This window comes from Niallia tiangongensis (assembly GCF_044704065.1).
Lineage (GTDB): Bacteria > Bacillota > Bacilli > Bacillales > Cytobacillaceae > Niallia > Niallia tiangongensis.
Window position 1 is genome coordinate 1280495 of record NZ_CP162613.1, and the last position, 18202, is coordinate 1298696.

Genomic DNA, 18202 nt, shown 5'->3' on the forward strand with positions numbered 1-18202 from the left:
GGAAACATGAAGCAGACAAGTAGCCGTTATGGATATTACCGAAATGTAGCTTTAACAAGTATGATTAGTGCTTTATTACTATTTATAAGTATACAAATTTATTTGTATTTGTTTTCTGTGTTTGTTATGAATGCTATAGAAAGCTTTATTTTAGCAGTTATTTGGTTTTTCCTAACTTCTATAATTGGCTTTTATTTCGCTTTTAAATGGAATAGCACGATTAAGAAGCAATTAGATGAGGTGTTTTGGTTTACATCGTCTTTGCGGAGAGGGAAAATACCAGGGAAAATGCAGCTATCTAAAAATGAGTATGTACACGGTGTGAAAGAAGAGCTCAATCAACTTGCTGACTATCAACAAGAACAAGTCCATTCCTTGCAAAGATTAGCAAATGAAAAAATAACACTCGGACAAACTGCTCATAATGCTGCAGTAATAGAAGAAAGGCAAAGACTGGCAAGAGATTTGCATGATGTTGTCAGTCAACAATTATTTGCTTTAAATATGATGTCTTCTGCTGCTTATAAAATTTTTGACAGTAATCCGGCTCTGGCAAAAGAACAGTTAAAAGAAATTGTTTCGATTGCGGGAAAAGCACAAGGAGAAATGCGAGCGTTATTGCTTCATTTAAGACCAGTTGAATTAAGTAATGATACATTGTGTGATGGAATTATTAAACTAATTCAAGAGTTGAAAGGGAAAACAACGCTACATTTTTCTGCAAGTATAGATGAAATTGAAAGTTTAACTACGGCTGGACAAGAGCATTTATTTCGAATCGTACAGGAAGCTTTATCCAATGTGCTTCGTCATTCCCATGCAGATAAAGTAAGAATTATTTTGGAAGAGCGTGAGAATTATGCTCATTTACATATTGGGGATAATGGAAAAGGCTTCGATCCAACTGTAGAAAGAATTGCTTCCTATGGATTAAAAACGATGAGAGAGCGTTGTGAAGAAATTGGTGGCGTAATGGAAATTCGTTCAAAAATCGGCGAAGGTACTTATATCGATATTAGAGTTCCGACAAAGGGGTGGGGAAATGATTAAAGTAGTAGTAGTTGATGACCATGAGATGGTCCGGAAAGGGATTATTTCTTATTTAATGACAGAGTCGAATATTCAAATTGTAGGAGAAGCCAATAGTGGTCATACGGCTGTTCAACTTGTCTTAAAAGAAAAGCCAGATATTGTGCTGATGGATTTATTGATGGAAAACGGTAATGGAATCGAAGCAACGAAAGCCATTCTAACAGAATATCCTAGCTGCAAAATCATTATCATTACTAGTTTTTATGATGAAGCTCAAGTAATTCCGGCGATAGAGGCAGGTGCTTTTAGCTATTTATTAAAAACAGCAAGTGCACTTGAGGTTGTTCAGGCTATTAATAAAGCAATTAGTGGTGAAGCAGTTATTGAGCCTAAAGTTGCGAACGTAATGGTGAAAAAGTTACGAGCAACGGAAAGAAAACCCCATGATGATTTGACAGAAAGAGAATTGGAAGTGCTAATGTGTATTGGCGAGGGGATGACAAATCAAGCGATTAGTGAGGAATTATACATAGGAATAAAAACGGTAAAAACCCATGTAAGTAATATTTTATCCAAACTAGGTGTAGCCGACCGAACACAAGCAGCCGTGTATGCAAATCGAAATGGCGTTATTATGACAAGGTAGTTACTTGTTCAGTAGGCTACAGGGATTATTTACGATTAATCTTCCTCTGGAATAGTAAATTGCATGAAGTACGGTTTGCCATTAAAGATAGAATGCTGCAAACTATTCCAGTTTTTTTCACCATTTTTTCCGATTGGTGCATGTGCATTTTCTGGCTGCTGCATCCACTTAATATAGCTTGCTTTTTCTTCCCATAGACAAAAGATAATATAAGTATCTCCCTTTTTAGGACGGAGGAATCGAATAGCTTGCATCTCCCTATTTGTATTAGATGTAAAATATTTCATCATATTATGCTCGTAAACAGGTTTATTTTCTTCACTTACAGGTATATGATTCATCGTAATAAAGCCGTTGTTTTCTAATATTCCATGGGTAAATAAAATGTCATAGCTTCTTGGTTCCTTGAAAAAAGAAGGATTCTGACTTTCGTGAAGCAGTATCGCCCTGTCACTATTTGTATCTTGCATTAACAATAAGGTTTTTTTTGAAAATTCATTCTCGTATTTTTTCCATAGATAATCATATGTTCCGCTAGTAAGATAGATATTCATTATTCTTCCTCCTATCCTATGTGACAAGATATTTTTAGCTGAGATATAAAAGAGAAAAGTGGCATTATAAGAATTTGGTAATGAAAGCCCTCAGCCTTTTATACAAAACTCCCTTAGGTTTTCCTCATGACTAATTGTATCATCGATTTTGTTCATACTATAAGTATAGCTTAACATTAGTTTGTTCTGTTTAATCTATTTATGTTTTCAGCAAATAAAAATATTTCAGGTGTAATATTTGTTTCTTTCGGGTAAAAATGTCTAAATTGTGACAATGTGATAAGTTATCTATGCAAAGGTAGTGAAAAAGATATATTATTAAAATATATGCATGATTGAGAATGGATATTTTTACATAAAGGAAGGCGAAAGAGTGGAGTGTCAAGGTTAGGACATTCCTTTTTATCCCACTCTTAAAATTTAGTAAGACTTTTACCTCTTACTAATGAAATTCGAGGGAGATAGGTAGGAGATTAACTGGCCGTAAAGGTCTGATTAGTCCACTAACCAACAGTGGGATGAGGCAGACCACTGACGGAGGTTTCACTTTATTCTGAATGGATAATACTTGTGAGAAAAGAATAGGAACGTTATTTAAATATTTCCCCACTAAGTAATCCTTTTTACTTGCATATTGTTTATAAATATTATAACTTAATAATGATTATAAATAAAATAAATGTAACGATTAATATAGATAGAATTACATTACATACCTTTGAAGGGTGGACATATAGAGGATGAGCAAACAAGTGAAAGATACATTTATTAAAGCGGCAAAAGGACAGCCGACTGATTATGTTCCGGTATGGTATATGCGACAGGCTGGTCGTTCCCAACCTGAATACCGAGCAATAAAAGAAAAATATTCTTTATTTGAAATAACACATCAGCCAGAATTATGTGCGTATGTTACGAAATTACCGGTTGATCAGTATGATGTCGATGCAGCCGTACTTTATAAAGATATTATGACACCACTTCCGGCAATCGGTGTTGATGTTGAAATAAAATCAGGAATTGGACCAGTGATAGAGAATCCCATTCAATCAATGGATGATGTTTCAAAACTTGGTATGTTACATCCTGAACAAGATATTAAGTATGTCCTTGACACGATAAAATTACTAACAACCGAGCAATTAGATGTTCCTTTAATTGGTTTTTCAGGTGCACCATTTACCCTTGCTAGTTATATGATTGAAGGTGGTCCATCGAAAAATTATCATAAAACAAAAGCATTTATGTATGCTAAGCCAGAAGCATGGACTACTCTTATGGAAAAGCTTGGCGATATGGTTATTACCTATGTGAAGGCACAGATTCAGGCGGGAGCAAGTGCTATTCAAATTTTTGACTCCTGGGTTGGCGCATTGAATGTGGAAGACTACCGTATTTTTATTAAGCCTGTGATGGAAAGAATTTTTTCAGAGTTAAAGGAAGAAAATGTACCACTAATTATGCATGGAGTAGGTGCAAGTCATTTAGCTCTAGAATGGAATGACCTTCCCCTTGATGTAGTTGGTCTAGATTGGAGATTACCTATATCTGAGGCAAGAAAAATGGGGATAACGAAAGCGGTTCAAGGGAATTTGGATCCTGCAGTTCTGCTTGCACCATGGAGCGTCATTGAAGAAAGAACGAAAGCAATTATTCAGCAAGGTATTCAAACTCCTGGCTTTATCTTTAATTTAGGACATGGTGTATTCCCGGATGTAGATCCAGCTGTGTTGAAAAGACTGACTGGATTTATTCATGACTATTCTGGTGATTTATTAAGCAAGCGTGAAGGTAAATAAAAATCATTTTAAAAGGATACAGAAAGAACTAAAGATACAAAATAATAGGAAAGAAGAGAGGTAATGAAATGAGTCGTAAAAAAATGGGTATTCTAGTTATGGCATACGGAACTCCATATAAAGAAGAGGATATTGAAAGATACTATACGGATATTAGACATGGAAGAAAGCCGACAGATGAAATGCTTCAAGATTTAAAGAGTCGCTATGAAGCAATTGGAGGAATTTCTCCATTAGCAAAAATTACGATGGAACAAGCAAAAGGCTTGGAAGCACATCTTAATGAAATTCAAGATGATATTGAATTTAAAATGTACTTGGGCTTAAAGCATATCGAACCATTTGTAGAAGATGCTGTAAAGATGATGCATGATGATGGAATAAAAGAAGCGGTAAGTATTGTACTAGCTCCTCATTATTCTACATTTAGCATTAAATCTTATAACAATCGTGCAAAAGCAGAAGCGGATAAGCTAGGCGGCTTAACCATTCATAGTATTGAAAGTTGGTATAAGGAGCCTAAGTTTATTAACTATTGGGTGAATCAATTAAAAGAGACATATGGTAAAATGTCTCAAGAAGAAAGAGAAAATGCAGCTTTAATCGTATCTGCACATAGCTTGCCAGAAAAAATTCTTCAATATGGAGACCCTTATCCAGAGCAATTAAAGGAAACAGCAGATTTAATTGCAAAAGGGGCAGGAATTTCTACTTATTATCTAGGTTGGCAAAGTGCAGGTAATACACCAGATCCTTGGCTTGGACCAGATGTTCAGGATTTAACAAGAGATTTACACGATAAATATGGATATAAAGCATTTGTTTATGTTCCAGTTGGATTTGTTGCAGAACATTTAGAGGTTTTATATGACAATGACTATGAATGCCTGGTAGTTACGGAAGAAGTTGGTGCAAGTTATTATCGACCAAAAATGCCGAACGCACAGCCAGAATTTATTGATGTATTAGCAACAGCGGTATTAAAAGAAATTACTTTACCTATTAAAGGATAAGTCAAAAATATATTTTTTCTTGACATTATTATATTGTAAACGGAACCAAGTGATTTTTACGAAAATCGCTTGGTTTCTTTTGTTGCAAGCAGCTTAACACTGTGATATATTCTTCTTTGTACTAAATGACCGGAATGTTATTTCGGTCAGTTTTGTGATATAGGTGGTCTTCATAAAAATATTTTTGCTTATTATTTATGATCAGAGCGCAATGGAGAATAGATAAAGTCAATTAATAATGAAAAGAAAAAGACTGGTGCTTTGTTTTCTTCTTACATATGGAAAATAGCGCTATTAAGAAAGAGGTGGGATATATGACTGTTGATCGTAGGAAGCTTATTTTAGAAGCAGCAACAAAGTCATTTTCTATGTTCGGCTATAAAGCAACTACCATGGATCATGTCGCTAAAATCGCAAACGTAGGAAAAGGAACAATCTATACTTTTTTTAAGAATAAGGAAGAGCTTTTTTACGAAATCATTAATGATTTGATAGCAGAAATGAAGGAACGAGCAGATGAATCATTTGATCCATCCTCTACGTTTATGGAAAATGTCCATCGTGCATTGATGAATATGCTTGAGTACCGTAAAGAACATCAATTGACGGTTAAACTTTTTCAAGAGCAACGAGAAATCGGTACTTTAGAAGTAAAGGAAGTTATTAGCCATTTAGAAAATGCCATATTAAATTATATGAAAATACGTGTGCAAGAGGCAGTAGATAAAGGGGAAATTCAAATAAAGGATGCGGAATTGACTTCCTTTATCATCTTTAAAGTATACTTAGCGTTAATTTTTGAGTGGGAGAAAAATCACCCGCCTCTAAGCGCAGAGGAAATAGCTTCTAGTTTAGAAATGCATTTATTTTATGGATTATCAGGCAATTCCCTAGATTCTAAGTAAAGGGGATTTGAAAGTAAATGAAAAGAGTAATGGAGTTATTGAAAAAATGGAGGGGAATAACATGAAAGAAAGTTTATTAAAGGCAGAGCTGTCCTCTATTTTTAAAAATAAAATGATGCTGGTCTCTGTTATTGCTATTGTATTTATTCCAATATTATATGCTGGCATCTACTTATGGGCGTTCTGGGATCCTTATGGAAACTTAGATAAATTGCCTGTTGCAGTCGTTAATGAAGATACTGGGACAGAAATGAACGGGAAATCATTAGATATTGGTAACGATTTAGTGGAAAATTTGAAGGACAGCGAAGATTTTAATTTTATTTTTGTCGATAAAAAAACGGCTTATCAAAATTTAGAAAAGCAAAAGTATTATATGCTGATAGAGATACCAAAGGGTTTTTCGAAAAATGCGACGACCTTGCTTGAAGATAATCCACAGAAATTAGATTTGAAATATGTCTCTAATCCAGGCTATAACTTTATTTCTTCTCAAATAGGGAACTCTGCAATTGAAAAAATAAAGCAAGGTGTAAGTAAAGAAGTGACGGAAACCTATGCTGAATCTATTTTTGAAAACATTACAGAAATGTCAGATGGCTTAAAAACGGCAAGCTCTGGTGCGAAGGATTTAGAAGAAGGAACCGATAAAATTAAATCTGGCACAGAAGAAGTTTATAAAAACTTAGAAACACTTGCTGAAAAGTCAATTCAATTTTCTGATGGTGTAAATAGTGCAAATGATGGAGTGAAAGAGCTAGCAGATGGTGCTGGGGATTTGAATAAAGGGTTATCTGAGCTGCAATCCGCACAAGGGGATTTAAGTACTGCGGCACAGAAATTGCGAGCAGGGGATCAATCCATTCTGGATGGCGTTTCTCAAACGAAGGATGGAATCAATACAGTTAAAGCGAATATACCTTCCCTAATAGAAGGGGCAAATCAGCTTCAAACAGGTTCAGATACTTTATCGCAAGGTTTAGCTGAATGGAGTGATAAATCAGAACAATTAGCTGCTGGTGCAAATCAATGGAGTGAAGGTGCTAAAACCTTACAGGAAACAATAAATTCGATTATGCCGATGCTACAAGGATTACCGGAAGAAAATCAGCAGCAGTTAATAGCAGCAATTCAAGGCTTGGTGGACGGTAGTTCGTCTATTGCTACAAATACAGAGGCTTTGAGCCAAGCAGCAGTCCAGCTGGCAGAAGGTGGAGTAAGCCTTTCAAATGGTCTTACTGAATTAAACGAAGGTCAAAAACAGCTTCAAACAGGTGTCAGTCAGTTAAGTGATGGTAGCTCCAAGCTGGAAAATGGGGTAAAGCAGCAGGTAGCTGGTCAAGAACAATTTGTATCTGGAATGAATCAGTATGCCTCAGAATTCTCAAAAGCTGTCGATGGGTCTTCTAATTTAGCTGAAGGTGCGAATACATTACTAACAGGAATGAATACACTTGCAACAGGCTCGACGGCTTTATCAGATGGAACCAATTTGCTGAAAAACGGTTCAAAGGAATTGGTAAACGGAACTTCTTCCTTATTGGGTGGTAGTAAAGAGCTTTTTTCTAAATTATCCGATGGAGCGGAGGAAGCAAGTTCGATTCATTCGGATGAAAAAACCTATGATATGATTGCGGAGCCAATTTTAGTTGATCAAGAAAAGGTATCAGATGTTCCAAACTATGGAACGGGATTAGCTCCATATTTTATCTCACTTGGACTATTTGTTGGTGCCTTAATGTTATCTATCGTCTTCTCCTTTGCAGAACCAGAAGGCCAACCAAAAAGTGGTATTCGTTGGTTTTTAAGCAAAACAATCATTCTAGTAGGAGTGGGTGTCTTGCAGGCGCTAGTAGCTTCCTTTGTATTGCTCGTTATTTTGGGTATGGAAGTTCAAAGCGTGCCGTTGTTTATCTTATTTACAGTTCTAACTGGTTTAGTATTTTTCTCGATTATCCAATTCTTCGTTACTTTGTTTGGAAATCCTGGACGGTTTATAATTGTAATAATCATGATTTTCCAATTAACAACAAGTGCGGGAACATTCCCGTTAGAGTTAATACCAAACGTTTTACAACATATCCACAATCTATTACCAATGTCTTATTCAGTAGCTGGCTTAAAAGCGGTTATATCTACTGGTGATTTTGGCTATATGTGGTATAATGCAGAGATTCTTGGTATTTATCCAATATTGTTCTTTGTTGGTACAGCTGTTTACTTTATTTTTAAATACAAACGTCATTATATAAATAATGACATGGAAGTTACTGCGGAATAATAAGAAAGCTGCTGCTTTGTATCTTCATAGAAAATCTATTGTACGTGTATATGATAGAAATTCTTGAAGCTGCCAAATAGCAGCTTTTTGATTGTGCATCTTATCTGTCTTTAAATAAACTTTGCCAATTCTATGAAAAAAGTACAAATGAAGTGATTATTTCATGTTTTTTCGTTATAGTATAAAAGGGCAATTAAATTCGGGAAAATAGGATATAATTCTACAAAATTATAAGGGGTGTCTTTTTATGCTATTTATAGATAATAAAGGGATTACAGATCCGCGTATTAATCTAGCAATAGAAGAATATGCTTTGAAAAATCTAGACATAAATGAAACTTTTCTTTTATTTTATATAAATGAACCTTCTATCATTATTGGGAAAAACCAAAATACGATAGAAGAAATTAATACCGATTATGTAGAATCAAAAGGCATACATGTCGTCAGAAGATTGTCTGGTGGCGGTGCTGTTTATCATGATTTAGGCAACTTAAATTATAGCTTTATTACAAAGGATGACGGGGATAGCTTCCATAATTTTAGAAAATTCACCGAGCCTGTTGTTCAAGCGCTTAAAAGCATGGGAGTAAATGCTGAATTAAGTGGTCGTAATGATCTTATTGCAGAAGGTAGAAAAATTTCTGGTAATGCCCAATTTTCTACAAGAGGAAGAATGTTTACACATGGTACCTTGTTATTTGATTCTGAAATGGATCATATTGTGTCCGCATTAAAAGTGAAAAAAGACAAAATTGAATCAAAAGGGATTAAATCTGTAAGAAGTAGAGTGGCGAACATTACTGAATTTCTTCCAGAAAGAATAGCGGTGGAAGAATTTCGTCGTCTGCTATTAGTCTATCTTTTTGATGGGGAAGAGAATATTCAAGAATATGTATTAACAGCAGAAGATTGGGAGAAAATTCATCAATTATCAAAAGAAAGATACCAAAATTGGGATTGGAATTATGGAAAATCACCTAAATTCAATCTGCAACATTCTCATCGTTTCCCAGTTGGTCAAATTGATGTGAGATTTGATGTAGCAAAAGGAATTGTAAAAAACTGTAAAATTTATGGTGACTTCTTTGGTGTTGGCGATGTAGTGGATATTGAAAAACGCCTTATTGGTGTCCGCTATGACCGATCCGAATTAGAAAAAGCATTAGAGGATATTTCCATTAAGCATTATTTTGGAAATGTCACAAAAGAAGATTTTTTGCAATTGATTTATTAATAATAGAGAAAAATATTTTTTAGGCATCTAAAATGATAGTGGTTATCCTATTATTTAGGATGCTTTTTTACGTTCTTTCAATGATAATATTTCTTTAATTTAAAAGTGAGAGTAGAATGGGGCGGAGACAGTTGACTCCTGCGGGAAATAGAGGAAAGGCTGAGACCCCACAGGCGAAGCCGAGGAGGCTCAGCTTCCTCCCCGCGGAAAGCAACTGTCTGGGGCGTAATGGAACGGACAAATTTTTACGTTTAACTGATAAAACAGTGTTACACAGATGTCGATTCCAACGACTAATAAGATAAACAAAATAAATAGCAAAAAATACTCCTTTTAGTTCTAAAAATTCTTTTTTGGACTACTTATTAATAATAGGTTGTACTAGGCAGGAGGGAGATTATGACTAGAAAAATTGGTTTTTATGCAGTAGTTGCCTATGTGTTATACGGCTTGTTTTTTTATTGGTATTTATTTCAATACACTAGTCCAACTTTGCCATTTGAATTTCAGGGGTCTAAAGCCGATCCAAGTACTTTTCTAAATAGCAGAGAATTGGTATTAAGTGAGGAATATTCACGGGTAAGAAATTTCTTGTTTTTTATTTCTACACCATTTGAATGGCTTCTATACTTATTTATTTTGTTATTTGGTTTTTCAAAAACATTTAAAAAATGGGGAGAGTCGTCAGCTAAATATAAGCCGCTGCAAACAGCAATTTATTTATTTTGGCTGAATTTAACAGCATTTTTTATGACATTTCCTCTTGGTTATATCAGTTATTCCTTATCAAAAACCTATCATATATCTACACAAAGCTTTCCTTCTTGGATGAAGGATGAATTGATTGATTTTTGGGTGAATTATGTTATTTTGTATCTCATTGTCATCGTCTTATATTGGCTTATGAGAAAAAGTCAAAAGAAATGGTGGCTTTATGCATGGCTTTTATCTATTCCGTTTACATTATTTCTCACATTTATCCAGCCGGTCGTTATTGATCCGCTCTATAATGATTTCACACCTTTAAAGGATAAAGCATTAGAGGCTGAAATATTGAAGCTAGCGAGTGCATCGAATATACCTGCCAATCATGTTTTTGAAGTGAATATGTCAGATAAAACTAGTGCACTAAATGCATATGTTACAGGGATTGGAAGCAATGCGAGAATTGTACTATGGGATACGAGTTTAAAGGAGTTAGAGAATGATGAGATTTTGTTTGTCATGGCACATGAAATGGCTCACTATGTAGAAAAACACATTTATATTGGAATAGGTATTTCCTTATTCTTTTCTTTGTTTGGTTTATATTTTGTTTATAAATTAATGCACTGGATTGTGCATAGATGGGGTCATGCACTTAAAATATCGAAAGTAGAGGATATCCATTCCCTTCCTCTAGTACTTTTATTAATTTCCATGTTGCTGTTTACTGTAAATCCAGTTACTAATTTAATTTCAAGATATGAGGAAAAAAGGGCGGATAACTATGCCGTCCAATTAACAGAAGATCCAGAAGCTGGTATTGTTACTTTTCAAAAGTTAGCAAAAACGGGGCTGAGTGAAGTAAACCCACCTTTATTAGTGAAAATATTCCGTTATAGCCATCCGACAATGCTAGAAAGAATCAGTAAGCTAGAAGAGGAAAGCATACGTTTGCAGAATCAGCAGCAATAATGATGGTCTACATGCGGGGTACTAACCGAACCAGTATCCTGAATACGGCGAATCTTCTTTGTCCAGCTAATCCAAATGCGAGTCTGTATGTATTCATCTGCTCAGCAATACTAATAATTCTAAAGAGGCTGGGACATAAGTATTCCATCTAAATATAAACCCGAACAACCATGCGATAGTTGATTGTTCTTCTTTACAGGTTGGCTATTTAGTTTTGTCCCAGCCTCTTTAGAAAAAGCGACCCAAAAGATAAAGGATGTCTCAAAGAGCTTAACTCAGCTAGCTGGTTAGGCTCTTTGAGACATCCTTAAATTATTAGGGACTCGTTATCATCATGTACCGAAGCGCTTACATAATAAGTTGAATTTAATACTTAGTTCGTTAAATTTTTCTTTATCTCGTTCATCAATGGCTTTATCGATCAAGGACATCAAACTTGCTTTTTCATTGTTTAATTGAATTTCAGAAAGCAGTATTTCAATGTAGAGGTCTTTTACATAAGTTTCTGTGTTTTTTTTCAGGCCACTTAACTTTGTAAACTCAGTGTAGGACTTATCATTCATTGTCTTTCCCTCCTGATGCCTTTTTAATATTATATGGTAGAATTTGATAATTATCAATTTATTTTTAAAAAATTTAGAAATTTGATTATAAAGTATGTCTATGTTCTGAAAATTTAGAAAACACGAGGGCTAATTAGGTAAAAAGTGCTATTATTAGGTGAGCTTACTAAATAAAAGGAGTGATTTATTGATGGAAGAAAAATATGTAATAGTAGATAATTATGGTATTAATTATCACACGCGCGCAGTGCTGCCTTATAAGTTAGCTAACGGTGATATCTATTCAAAGATATATGAACAGAATAATGTGTTCTTATGCAAGCTTAGCCCGCTAATGATAGTTAAAAATACCTGTAGTTATCTGGGAAGCTCCTATGAAGGAAGGAGAGAGGGAACACGTCGATTAATGACCTACTACCATAAGGTTCCAATTGTAATTGATCAATATAATTCTGTTTATTTTTTTCCTACTCATTCTCCGAGAAATCAAAACTGTGCATGGATTTCACTTCATCATATTCTTGATATTAAAAAAATAGAAGCGTCCAAAGTAAGAATCACCTTCCAAAATTCGCAAAAGATTGAAATCGGGATTTCTATCTATACTCTGAGAAATCAAATACGGAGGACAAATTCGTATAAAACTTTGCAACATTATAATTATGAAGCAAGTATGAATCCTAAGCTCACGTATAAAAGTGGAATGGATAAACAGATAGAACTGGCAGAAAACCAAATGAAATATAAAAAGAAATGGAGTAAATCGGATAGCAATTGAAAAGGAGTTTTATTTATATACTTTTGTTAACTGATAGTAAACCTTTTGTATAAATAATATTCTAATAGTTCCTGAACTTTATTGCGAAGACGTGGGTTAAAGTAATTATGATATTCCTCATAACCGTTGTAAATAAACAAAAACATGGTAAATGCTTCATCACGATTTACTTCTTGAATCTTCATAGCATGCTTATACATATAATTCTTCGTATTTTTCAACTCCGATTGTACTGCATTCATTGTATTTTCTATAAGGTCTATATAAGGTTGTTTTAATTTAAAATTACTTATTTTGATGACCTGCAGATCCCGATTAAGTATAGTTAAAAGCATAGGAAGATAAATAGCCTTTTCCATAATATCCCTTTCTGTTTCAGGAATTCGAGTCATAATCTTTACCCCTTCTTTATTATAAAATGGAACAATTGTTCTTATTTGATAATACCTGTTTTGGCTGCTATTTTCAAGTTGATCATTGTATTTTTCACGGTAACTGGAAGGGATATTAAATGTAAATTTAGAAAGCTGGATTTAAATGCTGTATTCTGAAAAAATTTTTTAGAAGAAAAAAGACAGAGAAAGAGGGGAAAGTATTTCAGTTGTCGAAATATATAGTTACTTTAAATAGGGAAGGAAGATGGAAATGAAAGAAAGTAAAAGAATAGATGCTGAAGCTTTGTATGAATTAAAATCTGTGGTCGATCCTCAGGTCAATGAAAAAGGACAAGGATGTTTATATGTACTCACCTCCATTTGTAAAGAGACCGATAAGTATTATTCCAATATTTTTTATAAGGATCTAGATACACTTGAGACCACTCAATGGACATTTGGGAAAAATCGAAACCATTCGCCAAGATGGTCACCAAATGGAGAACAAGTTGCCTTTATTTCTAATCGATCTGGGAAAAATCAATTATTTTTATTAAGCAAGCAAGGTGGGGAAGCAAAACAACTTACGTATTTAGCGAATGGAGTAAGTAATCCAGTTTGGTCCCCCGATGGCAAGGACATTGCTTTTCAATGTAATTTGAAAACTGGAGAAACAGTAGAAGACAAAGAAAATGTAAGGGAAGAGAAAGAGGAAAAGGTAACTGCGTTAGAAGTAACTAATATGAAGTATAAATCGGATGGGAAGGGCTTTTGGGATGGAAGCTATGATCATATTGCTATATTAAATATAGAAAGTGGCGATATGGAGCAACTTACATCAGGAGAAAATAATTATTATTTGCAAAGCTGGTCACCTGATGGACAATACATAGCAATTAGTGCAGATGAAAGTAATGAAAAGGATTTTAGCTTTATCGCTGATATTTATCTATATAATAGAAAAGAAGAGAGCTGGAAGAAGGTTACAGAAAGCAATGGCTCATATGGAAAAGTAACTTGGACACCTGATAGCAAAAGATTAGGTTTGATAGGAAGTGGTAGAGAATACGAGAATGCCACTCTGTCAAAAATATGGGTATATGATTTAGAATCTGATTTTCTACAATGCTTGACACCAGAATGGGATGTAAATGTTGGGGATTATGCAATCGGAGATTTTCAACAGGGATCCGTAACACCTGGCATACTATGGGGAGAAGATAATGAAAGCTTTACTTTTTTAGGAACTGACCATGGAAATACCGTTGTTTATTTTGGGAATATTTCAGGTGCAATCTATCCGTCCCTTATTGATAATTATCATGTATACGGGTTATCAACTGGAGGAAGTTTAAAAAGAGCGGTTGTAGCCATTAGTACACCTACACATCCAGGAGATTTATACACGCTGAATTTAGAGACAGGAGTGGTTCAGCAAATTACCGATGTAAATAAAGTATTTGCTGAAACACATGCATTTTCAGAAGCTGAGCCATTACAATTTAATTCTCGAGATGGCTGGGAGCTGCATGGGTGGTTAATGAAGCCACAAGACTTTAAAGAGGGCGAAAAATATCCAATGGTATTAGAGATTCATGGGGGACCCCATGCGATGTATGCTAATTCTTATTTCCATGAATTCCAAACACTAACTTCCAATGGCTTTGCGGTATTATTTATTAATCCGAGAGGAAGTCATGGCTATGGACAGCAATTTGTAGATGCTGTACGTGGAGATTATGGAGGCAAGGATTATGAAGACATTATGGATGCTGTGGATTATTGCTTAGAGACATTTGACTTTATCGATGCTTCTCGTTTAGGTGTTACAGGAGGGAGCTATGGCGGCTTCATGACAAACTGGATTGTCGGGCATACGGATCGTTTCAAGGCAGCAGTTACACAGCGCTCCATTTCAAATTGGATTAGTTTTTATGGGGTTAGTGATATAGGCTATTACTTTACTGATTGGCAAATAAAAGCAGACTTAAATGATATAGAAACATTGTGGAAGCACTCTCCATTAGCCTATGTAAATAATATTCAAACACCGCTGCTTATATTGCATGGTGAAAAGGATTATCGTTGTCCAATTGAACAGGCTGAGCAATTATTCATTGCCTTAAAGGTTCAGAAAAAAGAAACGAAATTTGTCCGTTTTCCAGAATCGAATCATGAACTTTCAAGAGGTGGAAAACCTACACTGAGAATAGAAAGACTAACCTATATTAACAATTGGTTTTTGGAATACGTATAAGGAATCAGGAATCAATGAAAGAGGGTGCCATCTGTTATAAACTGGTACCCTCTTTTTTTTTGAATATTATTCTAAAAACGGAGAGTGGCAAGGAAATGTCTGAAGCGAAATGGAACGCCTCATTTTTAAGATTAACCTTGAAAAATAGTGAAGTGTGAGGAGGTGAATAAACAGAAAAAGTACAATGTTACCCTGTAATGTAATTTTAAGCAAGAAAAAAATGTAGAAAAGAACTTTTTTTGATATGATAGTAAAAAGAAAGTTAACCATTAAGAAATTAAGGAGTTCGATAGCGAGCAGGATTTTACATAGAAAAGGAAGGTCTATATTTTTATACAAAGGTTACACTTGATAGTAATGAAAATCAGAAAAATAAACAAGATTTTGGATAAGGAAAGGATTAAAAGAAATGGGGAGAGCGGAATATAGAAAAGGAAAGAAAAGAAGGAAATTACGCAAAGGAAGAGTCTTCTTTCTATTCCTAATTCTATTTATATTATTTGCAGGCGGGTATAGTATTTTTCAATTTAAGCAAGGAGAAAAGCAGTCGTTGGGGAAGATAGGCGTAGACGAGATTAAATATGAATTTAATGGGGAAAAGGATAGTAGCGGTGGAACAAATATTCTTTTACTTGGAAGTGACCAGCGCAAAGGAGAAAAGCAGTCTAGAACAGATACAATAATGATTGCCCAATATCATCCTGATAAAGGTACATATAAGATCGTATCTTTAATGCGAGATATGTATGTGGATATACCCGGATATAGTCAAGGCAGAATTAATACCGCTTATACTCTCGGAGGTCCTGAGCTTTTAAGGCAAACAATCAAACAAAATTTTGATATAGATTTGCAATATTATGCGATTATCAATTTTGAAGGATTTGAAGCGGTAATTGATGAAGCATTTCCTAAGGGTGTGGAAATCGATGTGGAAAAGCAAATGTCTAAAAATATTGGCGTTACGTTAGAGCCGGGATTGCAACGTTTAAATGGAAAGCAGTTATTAGGATATGTCCGTTTCCGCCATGATGCAGAATCTGATTTCGGAAGAGTAGCAAGACAACAAAAAACATTGCAAGCACTTGCTAATCAAGTTTCTGCTGTACAGACATTTGCTAAGCTGCCAAAACTTGCAGGGGTAATAATGCCTTACATTAATACGAGCATGGAAACAGGGGATATGCTGTTTATCGGGAAAGAATTATTGACTTCAAAAAATCATGAGGTAGAGTCGTTAAGAGTTCCGATAGATGGAAGTTTCCAAGATATGCGAGTTAATGGAGCTGCCGTCTTATCTGTCGATTTAGAAGCGAATAAAACAGCGATAAAAGAATTTTTAGCACAATAAATGGAATGTTTTTTAACATATGCTTTATATTTCCGCAGTAATACATGAATTAAAATGGAATAGTCAGATGGATTTTTTTGCTGAGCAAATGCTATAAGCAAAATTTATTCTAATATAAGGGGAATGGTATTAAGGCTCCTTGTGTTTTAAGTGGATTCATCGAAAACAGTCGTAATTAAAAAGAATACACATACGAAAAGATGCGTAAGTTATACAAGGGGTTTTGTGCTCATGGATATGAACTTAATTAAAGAATGGTTTACGCTTGAAAATATAATGGAATTAATTGACAGTTATCGCTCTTTCGGACCATTGCCAGGGATTTTATTGCCAATGATAGAGGCGTTTATCCCTTTTTTGCCACTTTTTGTTTTTATTATGGCTAATGTAAATGCATTTGGATTTTGGCTGGGATTTTTATATTCATGGGCTGGAACAATCTTAGGTGCATTGCTAGTTTTTTCGATTATCCGAAAATATGGAAAAAAAAGACTGCTTAGCTTTTTAAGAAAACATAAAAAGGTGCAGAAACCAATAATCTGGATTGAGAGACATGGATTTGGTCCGTTGTTCTTATTACTATGTTTTCCGTTTACACCTTCTGCACTAGTAAATATAGTGGCCGGTTTATCTAGAATTAGTACGAGCCAATATGTGCTTGCAGTTATTGCAGGTAAACTAGTTATGATTATTACGATTAGCTTTATTGGCTATGACTTGAAATCAATGATTACGCAGCCATTACGTACAATACCTGTTGTGATAACCATCTTTATTCTTTGGTTTATTGGGAAACGAATCGAGATAAAAATGAATAATGCAGGAATTGATGAGAAAGAGAGAAGCCATTAGAAAAGATGGTCTGTAAATTTTGTTTGGAGGAGATAGAGGTTGAAAGAAGCTATAAAGAAAGAAAGCATAGAATGGTTAAAGGCATTTGCTATCGGGATTATCATCTTTGTTATAATTCGTGCTTTTTTCTTCTCCAATTATGTAGTGGAAGGCGAATCGATGATGCCTACATTACAGGACGGAAACAAATTAGTTGTTAATAAAGTTGGTTATAAAATGACTGATTTTGATCACTTTGATATTATTGTTTTTCATGCAAATGAAAATGATGATTATGTGAAACGAGTAATTGGCATCCCTGGAGATAAAGTAGAATATAGAGATGACCATCTATTTATAAATGGGAAGAAGTATGAGGAGCCATTCCTAAATGATTATCGGAAACAAGTTTCATCCGGAAGGCTAACCGGGAATTTTACGTTAGAAGAAATCACTGGGGAGGCTACGGTTCCAAAAGGGAAATTATTTGTATTAGGGGATAATCGATTAGGAAGTTGGGATAGTCGCCATTTCGGGTTCATTTCCATTGATCAAGTAGTTGGAAAAGTTAGCTTGCGTTATTGGCCATTTAATGAAATTCAATTTTCCTTTTAGGTTTGGTGGATGAAATGAGAACTCAAAGTTGGGTTCTTTTTTTCGTTATGTTGTTTCCAGTTGTTAAAAAGTCAGGTGATCGCAGCACACGGACACATGATTTGATGAGGAGTAATGAGGATTTTTGGCTTGACTGTGTGATTTCCACATTCCTCATTTCCTCACGAGTCCAGTGTATCGTGATTACTAAAGGAAGAGAAAAATTATCCAGTAGCGCTTTTCTATGGAAACGTGTGTTTCTATGATATGATGTTATGTACATATAAAGAATTAGGAAGAAAGGGAGGGA

General features: G+C 34.8%; 16 protein-coding genes. 13 read left to right on the top strand and 3 right to left on the bottom strand.

Annotated features, from left to right (window positions below; genetic code table 11):
- Positions 1 to 6 precede the first annotated feature (6 nt).
- Together AB3U99_RS06165 and AB3U99_RS06170 are read left to right on the top strand one after the other, a co-directional pair.
- Positions 7 to 1050 carry a histidine kinase gene (locus AB3U99_RS06165; RefSeq protein WP_400246367.1) on the top strand — a complete coding sequence of 348 codons (1044 nt, stop codon included), beginning with the start codon at positions 7 to 9 and terminating at the stop codon, positions 1048 to 1050.
- Positions 1043 to 1678, top strand: coding sequence for a response regulator (locus AB3U99_RS06170; RefSeq protein WP_400246369.1), 636 nt, complete (start codon positions 1043 to 1045; stop codon positions 1676 to 1678). The genes AB3U99_RS06165 and AB3U99_RS06170 overlap by 8 nt, the downstream gene beginning before the upstream one ends.
- 35 nt (positions 1679 to 1713) lie before the next feature.
- On the opposite strand, the gene AB3U99_RS06175 is transcribed toward AB3U99_RS06170, so the two are convergent.
- Positions 1714 to 2232, bottom strand: coding sequence for an antibiotic biosynthesis monooxygenase (locus AB3U99_RS06175; RefSeq protein ID WP_400246371.1), 519 nt, complete (start codon positions 2230 to 2232; stop codon positions 1714 to 1716).
- A gap of 740 nt (positions 2233 to 2972) precedes the next feature.
- Between AB3U99_RS06175 and hemE the strand changes: the two genes are divergently transcribed.
- The 6 genes from hemE to AB3U99_RS06205 all read left to right on the top strand — a co-directional run bounded on the left by hemE (position 2973) and on the right by AB3U99_RS06205 (position 11144).
- On the top strand, positions 2973 to 4031 hold the full coding sequence (hemE, locus tag AB3U99_RS06180) for a uroporphyrinogen decarboxylase (protein WP_400246373.1): 1059 nt from the start codon (positions 2973 to 2975) through the stop codon (positions 4029 to 4031).
- Positions 4032 to 4099: 68 nt separating this feature from the next.
- Entirely contained in the window at positions 4100 to 5044 is a 945-nt protein-coding gene (hemH, locus tag AB3U99_RS06185; protein WP_400246375.1) for a ferrochelatase, read from the top strand.
- Between the two features lie 314 nt (positions 5045 to 5358).
- Positions 5359 to 5949 (top strand): TetR/AcrR family transcriptional regulator, encoded by a 591-nt coding sequence (locus AB3U99_RS06190; RefSeq protein ID WP_400246377.1) that lies wholly within the window; start codon positions 5359 to 5361, stop codon positions 5947 to 5949.
- Between the two features lie 61 nt (positions 5950 to 6010).
- Positions 6011 to 8230, top strand: coding sequence for a YhgE/Pip family protein (locus AB3U99_RS06195; RefSeq protein ID WP_400246379.1), 2220 nt, complete (start codon positions 6011 to 6013; stop codon positions 8228 to 8230).
- A 247-nt stretch (positions 8231 to 8477) separates the two neighbouring features.
- Positions 8478 to 9467, top strand: a complete 990-nt coding sequence (locus tag AB3U99_RS06200; RefSeq protein WP_400246381.1) for a lipoate--protein ligase — start codon at positions 8478 to 8480, stop codon at positions 9465 to 9467.
- Between the two features lie 399 nt (positions 9468 to 9866).
- Positions 9867 to 11144, top strand: a complete 1278-nt coding sequence (locus AB3U99_RS06205; RefSeq protein ID WP_400246383.1) for a M48 family metallopeptidase — start codon at positions 9867 to 9869, stop codon at positions 11142 to 11144.
- A 332-nt stretch (positions 11145 to 11476) separates the two neighbouring features.
- Here the strand turns inward: AB3U99_RS06205 and AB3U99_RS06210 are convergent, their stop codons facing one another.
- Positions 11477 to 11707, bottom strand: a complete 231-nt coding sequence (locus AB3U99_RS06210; RefSeq protein ID WP_400246384.1) for an IDEAL domain-containing protein — start codon at positions 11705 to 11707, stop codon at positions 11477 to 11479.
- A 190-nt stretch (positions 11708 to 11897) separates the two neighbouring features.
- On the opposite strand from AB3U99_RS06210, the gene AB3U99_RS06215 reads away from it, so the two are divergent.
- On the top strand, positions 11898 to 12485 hold the full coding sequence (locus tag AB3U99_RS06215) for a competence protein ComK (RefSeq protein WP_400246386.1): 588 nt from the start codon (positions 11898 to 11900) through the stop codon (positions 12483 to 12485).
- Between the two features lie 26 nt (positions 12486 to 12511).
- Here the strand turns inward: AB3U99_RS06215 and AB3U99_RS06220 are convergent, their stop codons facing one another.
- Positions 12512 to 12877, bottom strand: coding sequence for a hypothetical protein (locus tag AB3U99_RS06220; protein ID WP_400246387.1), 366 nt, complete (start codon positions 12875 to 12877; stop codon positions 12512 to 12514).
- Positions 12878 to 13130: 253 nt separating this feature from the next.
- Here AB3U99_RS06220 and AB3U99_RS06225 point away from each other — a divergent pair, with 253 nt between their 5' ends.
- The 4 genes from AB3U99_RS06225 (at position 13131) to lepB (ending at position 17913) form a co-directional block, all read left to right on the top strand.
- Positions 13131 to 15116 carry a S9 family peptidase gene (locus AB3U99_RS06225; protein ID WP_400246389.1) on the top strand — a complete coding sequence of 662 codons (1986 nt, stop codon included), beginning with the start codon at positions 13131 to 13133 and terminating at the stop codon, positions 15114 to 15116.
- Positions 15117 to 15525: 409 nt separating this feature from the next.
- Positions 15526 to 16467, top strand: coding sequence for an LCP family protein (locus tag AB3U99_RS06230; protein ID WP_400246391.1), 942 nt, complete (start codon positions 15526 to 15528; stop codon positions 16465 to 16467).
- Positions 16468 to 16698: 231 nt separating this feature from the next.
- Positions 16699 to 17319 (top strand): TVP38/TMEM64 family protein, encoded by a 621-nt coding sequence (locus AB3U99_RS06235; protein WP_400246393.1) that lies wholly within the window; start codon positions 16699 to 16701, stop codon positions 17317 to 17319.
- A gap of 39 nt (positions 17320 to 17358) precedes the next feature.
- Entirely contained in the window at positions 17359 to 17913 is a 555-nt protein-coding gene (gene lepB, locus AB3U99_RS06240) for a signal peptidase I (protein WP_400246395.1), read from the top strand.
- The last annotated feature ends 289 nt before the right edge of the window (positions 17914 to 18202 follow it).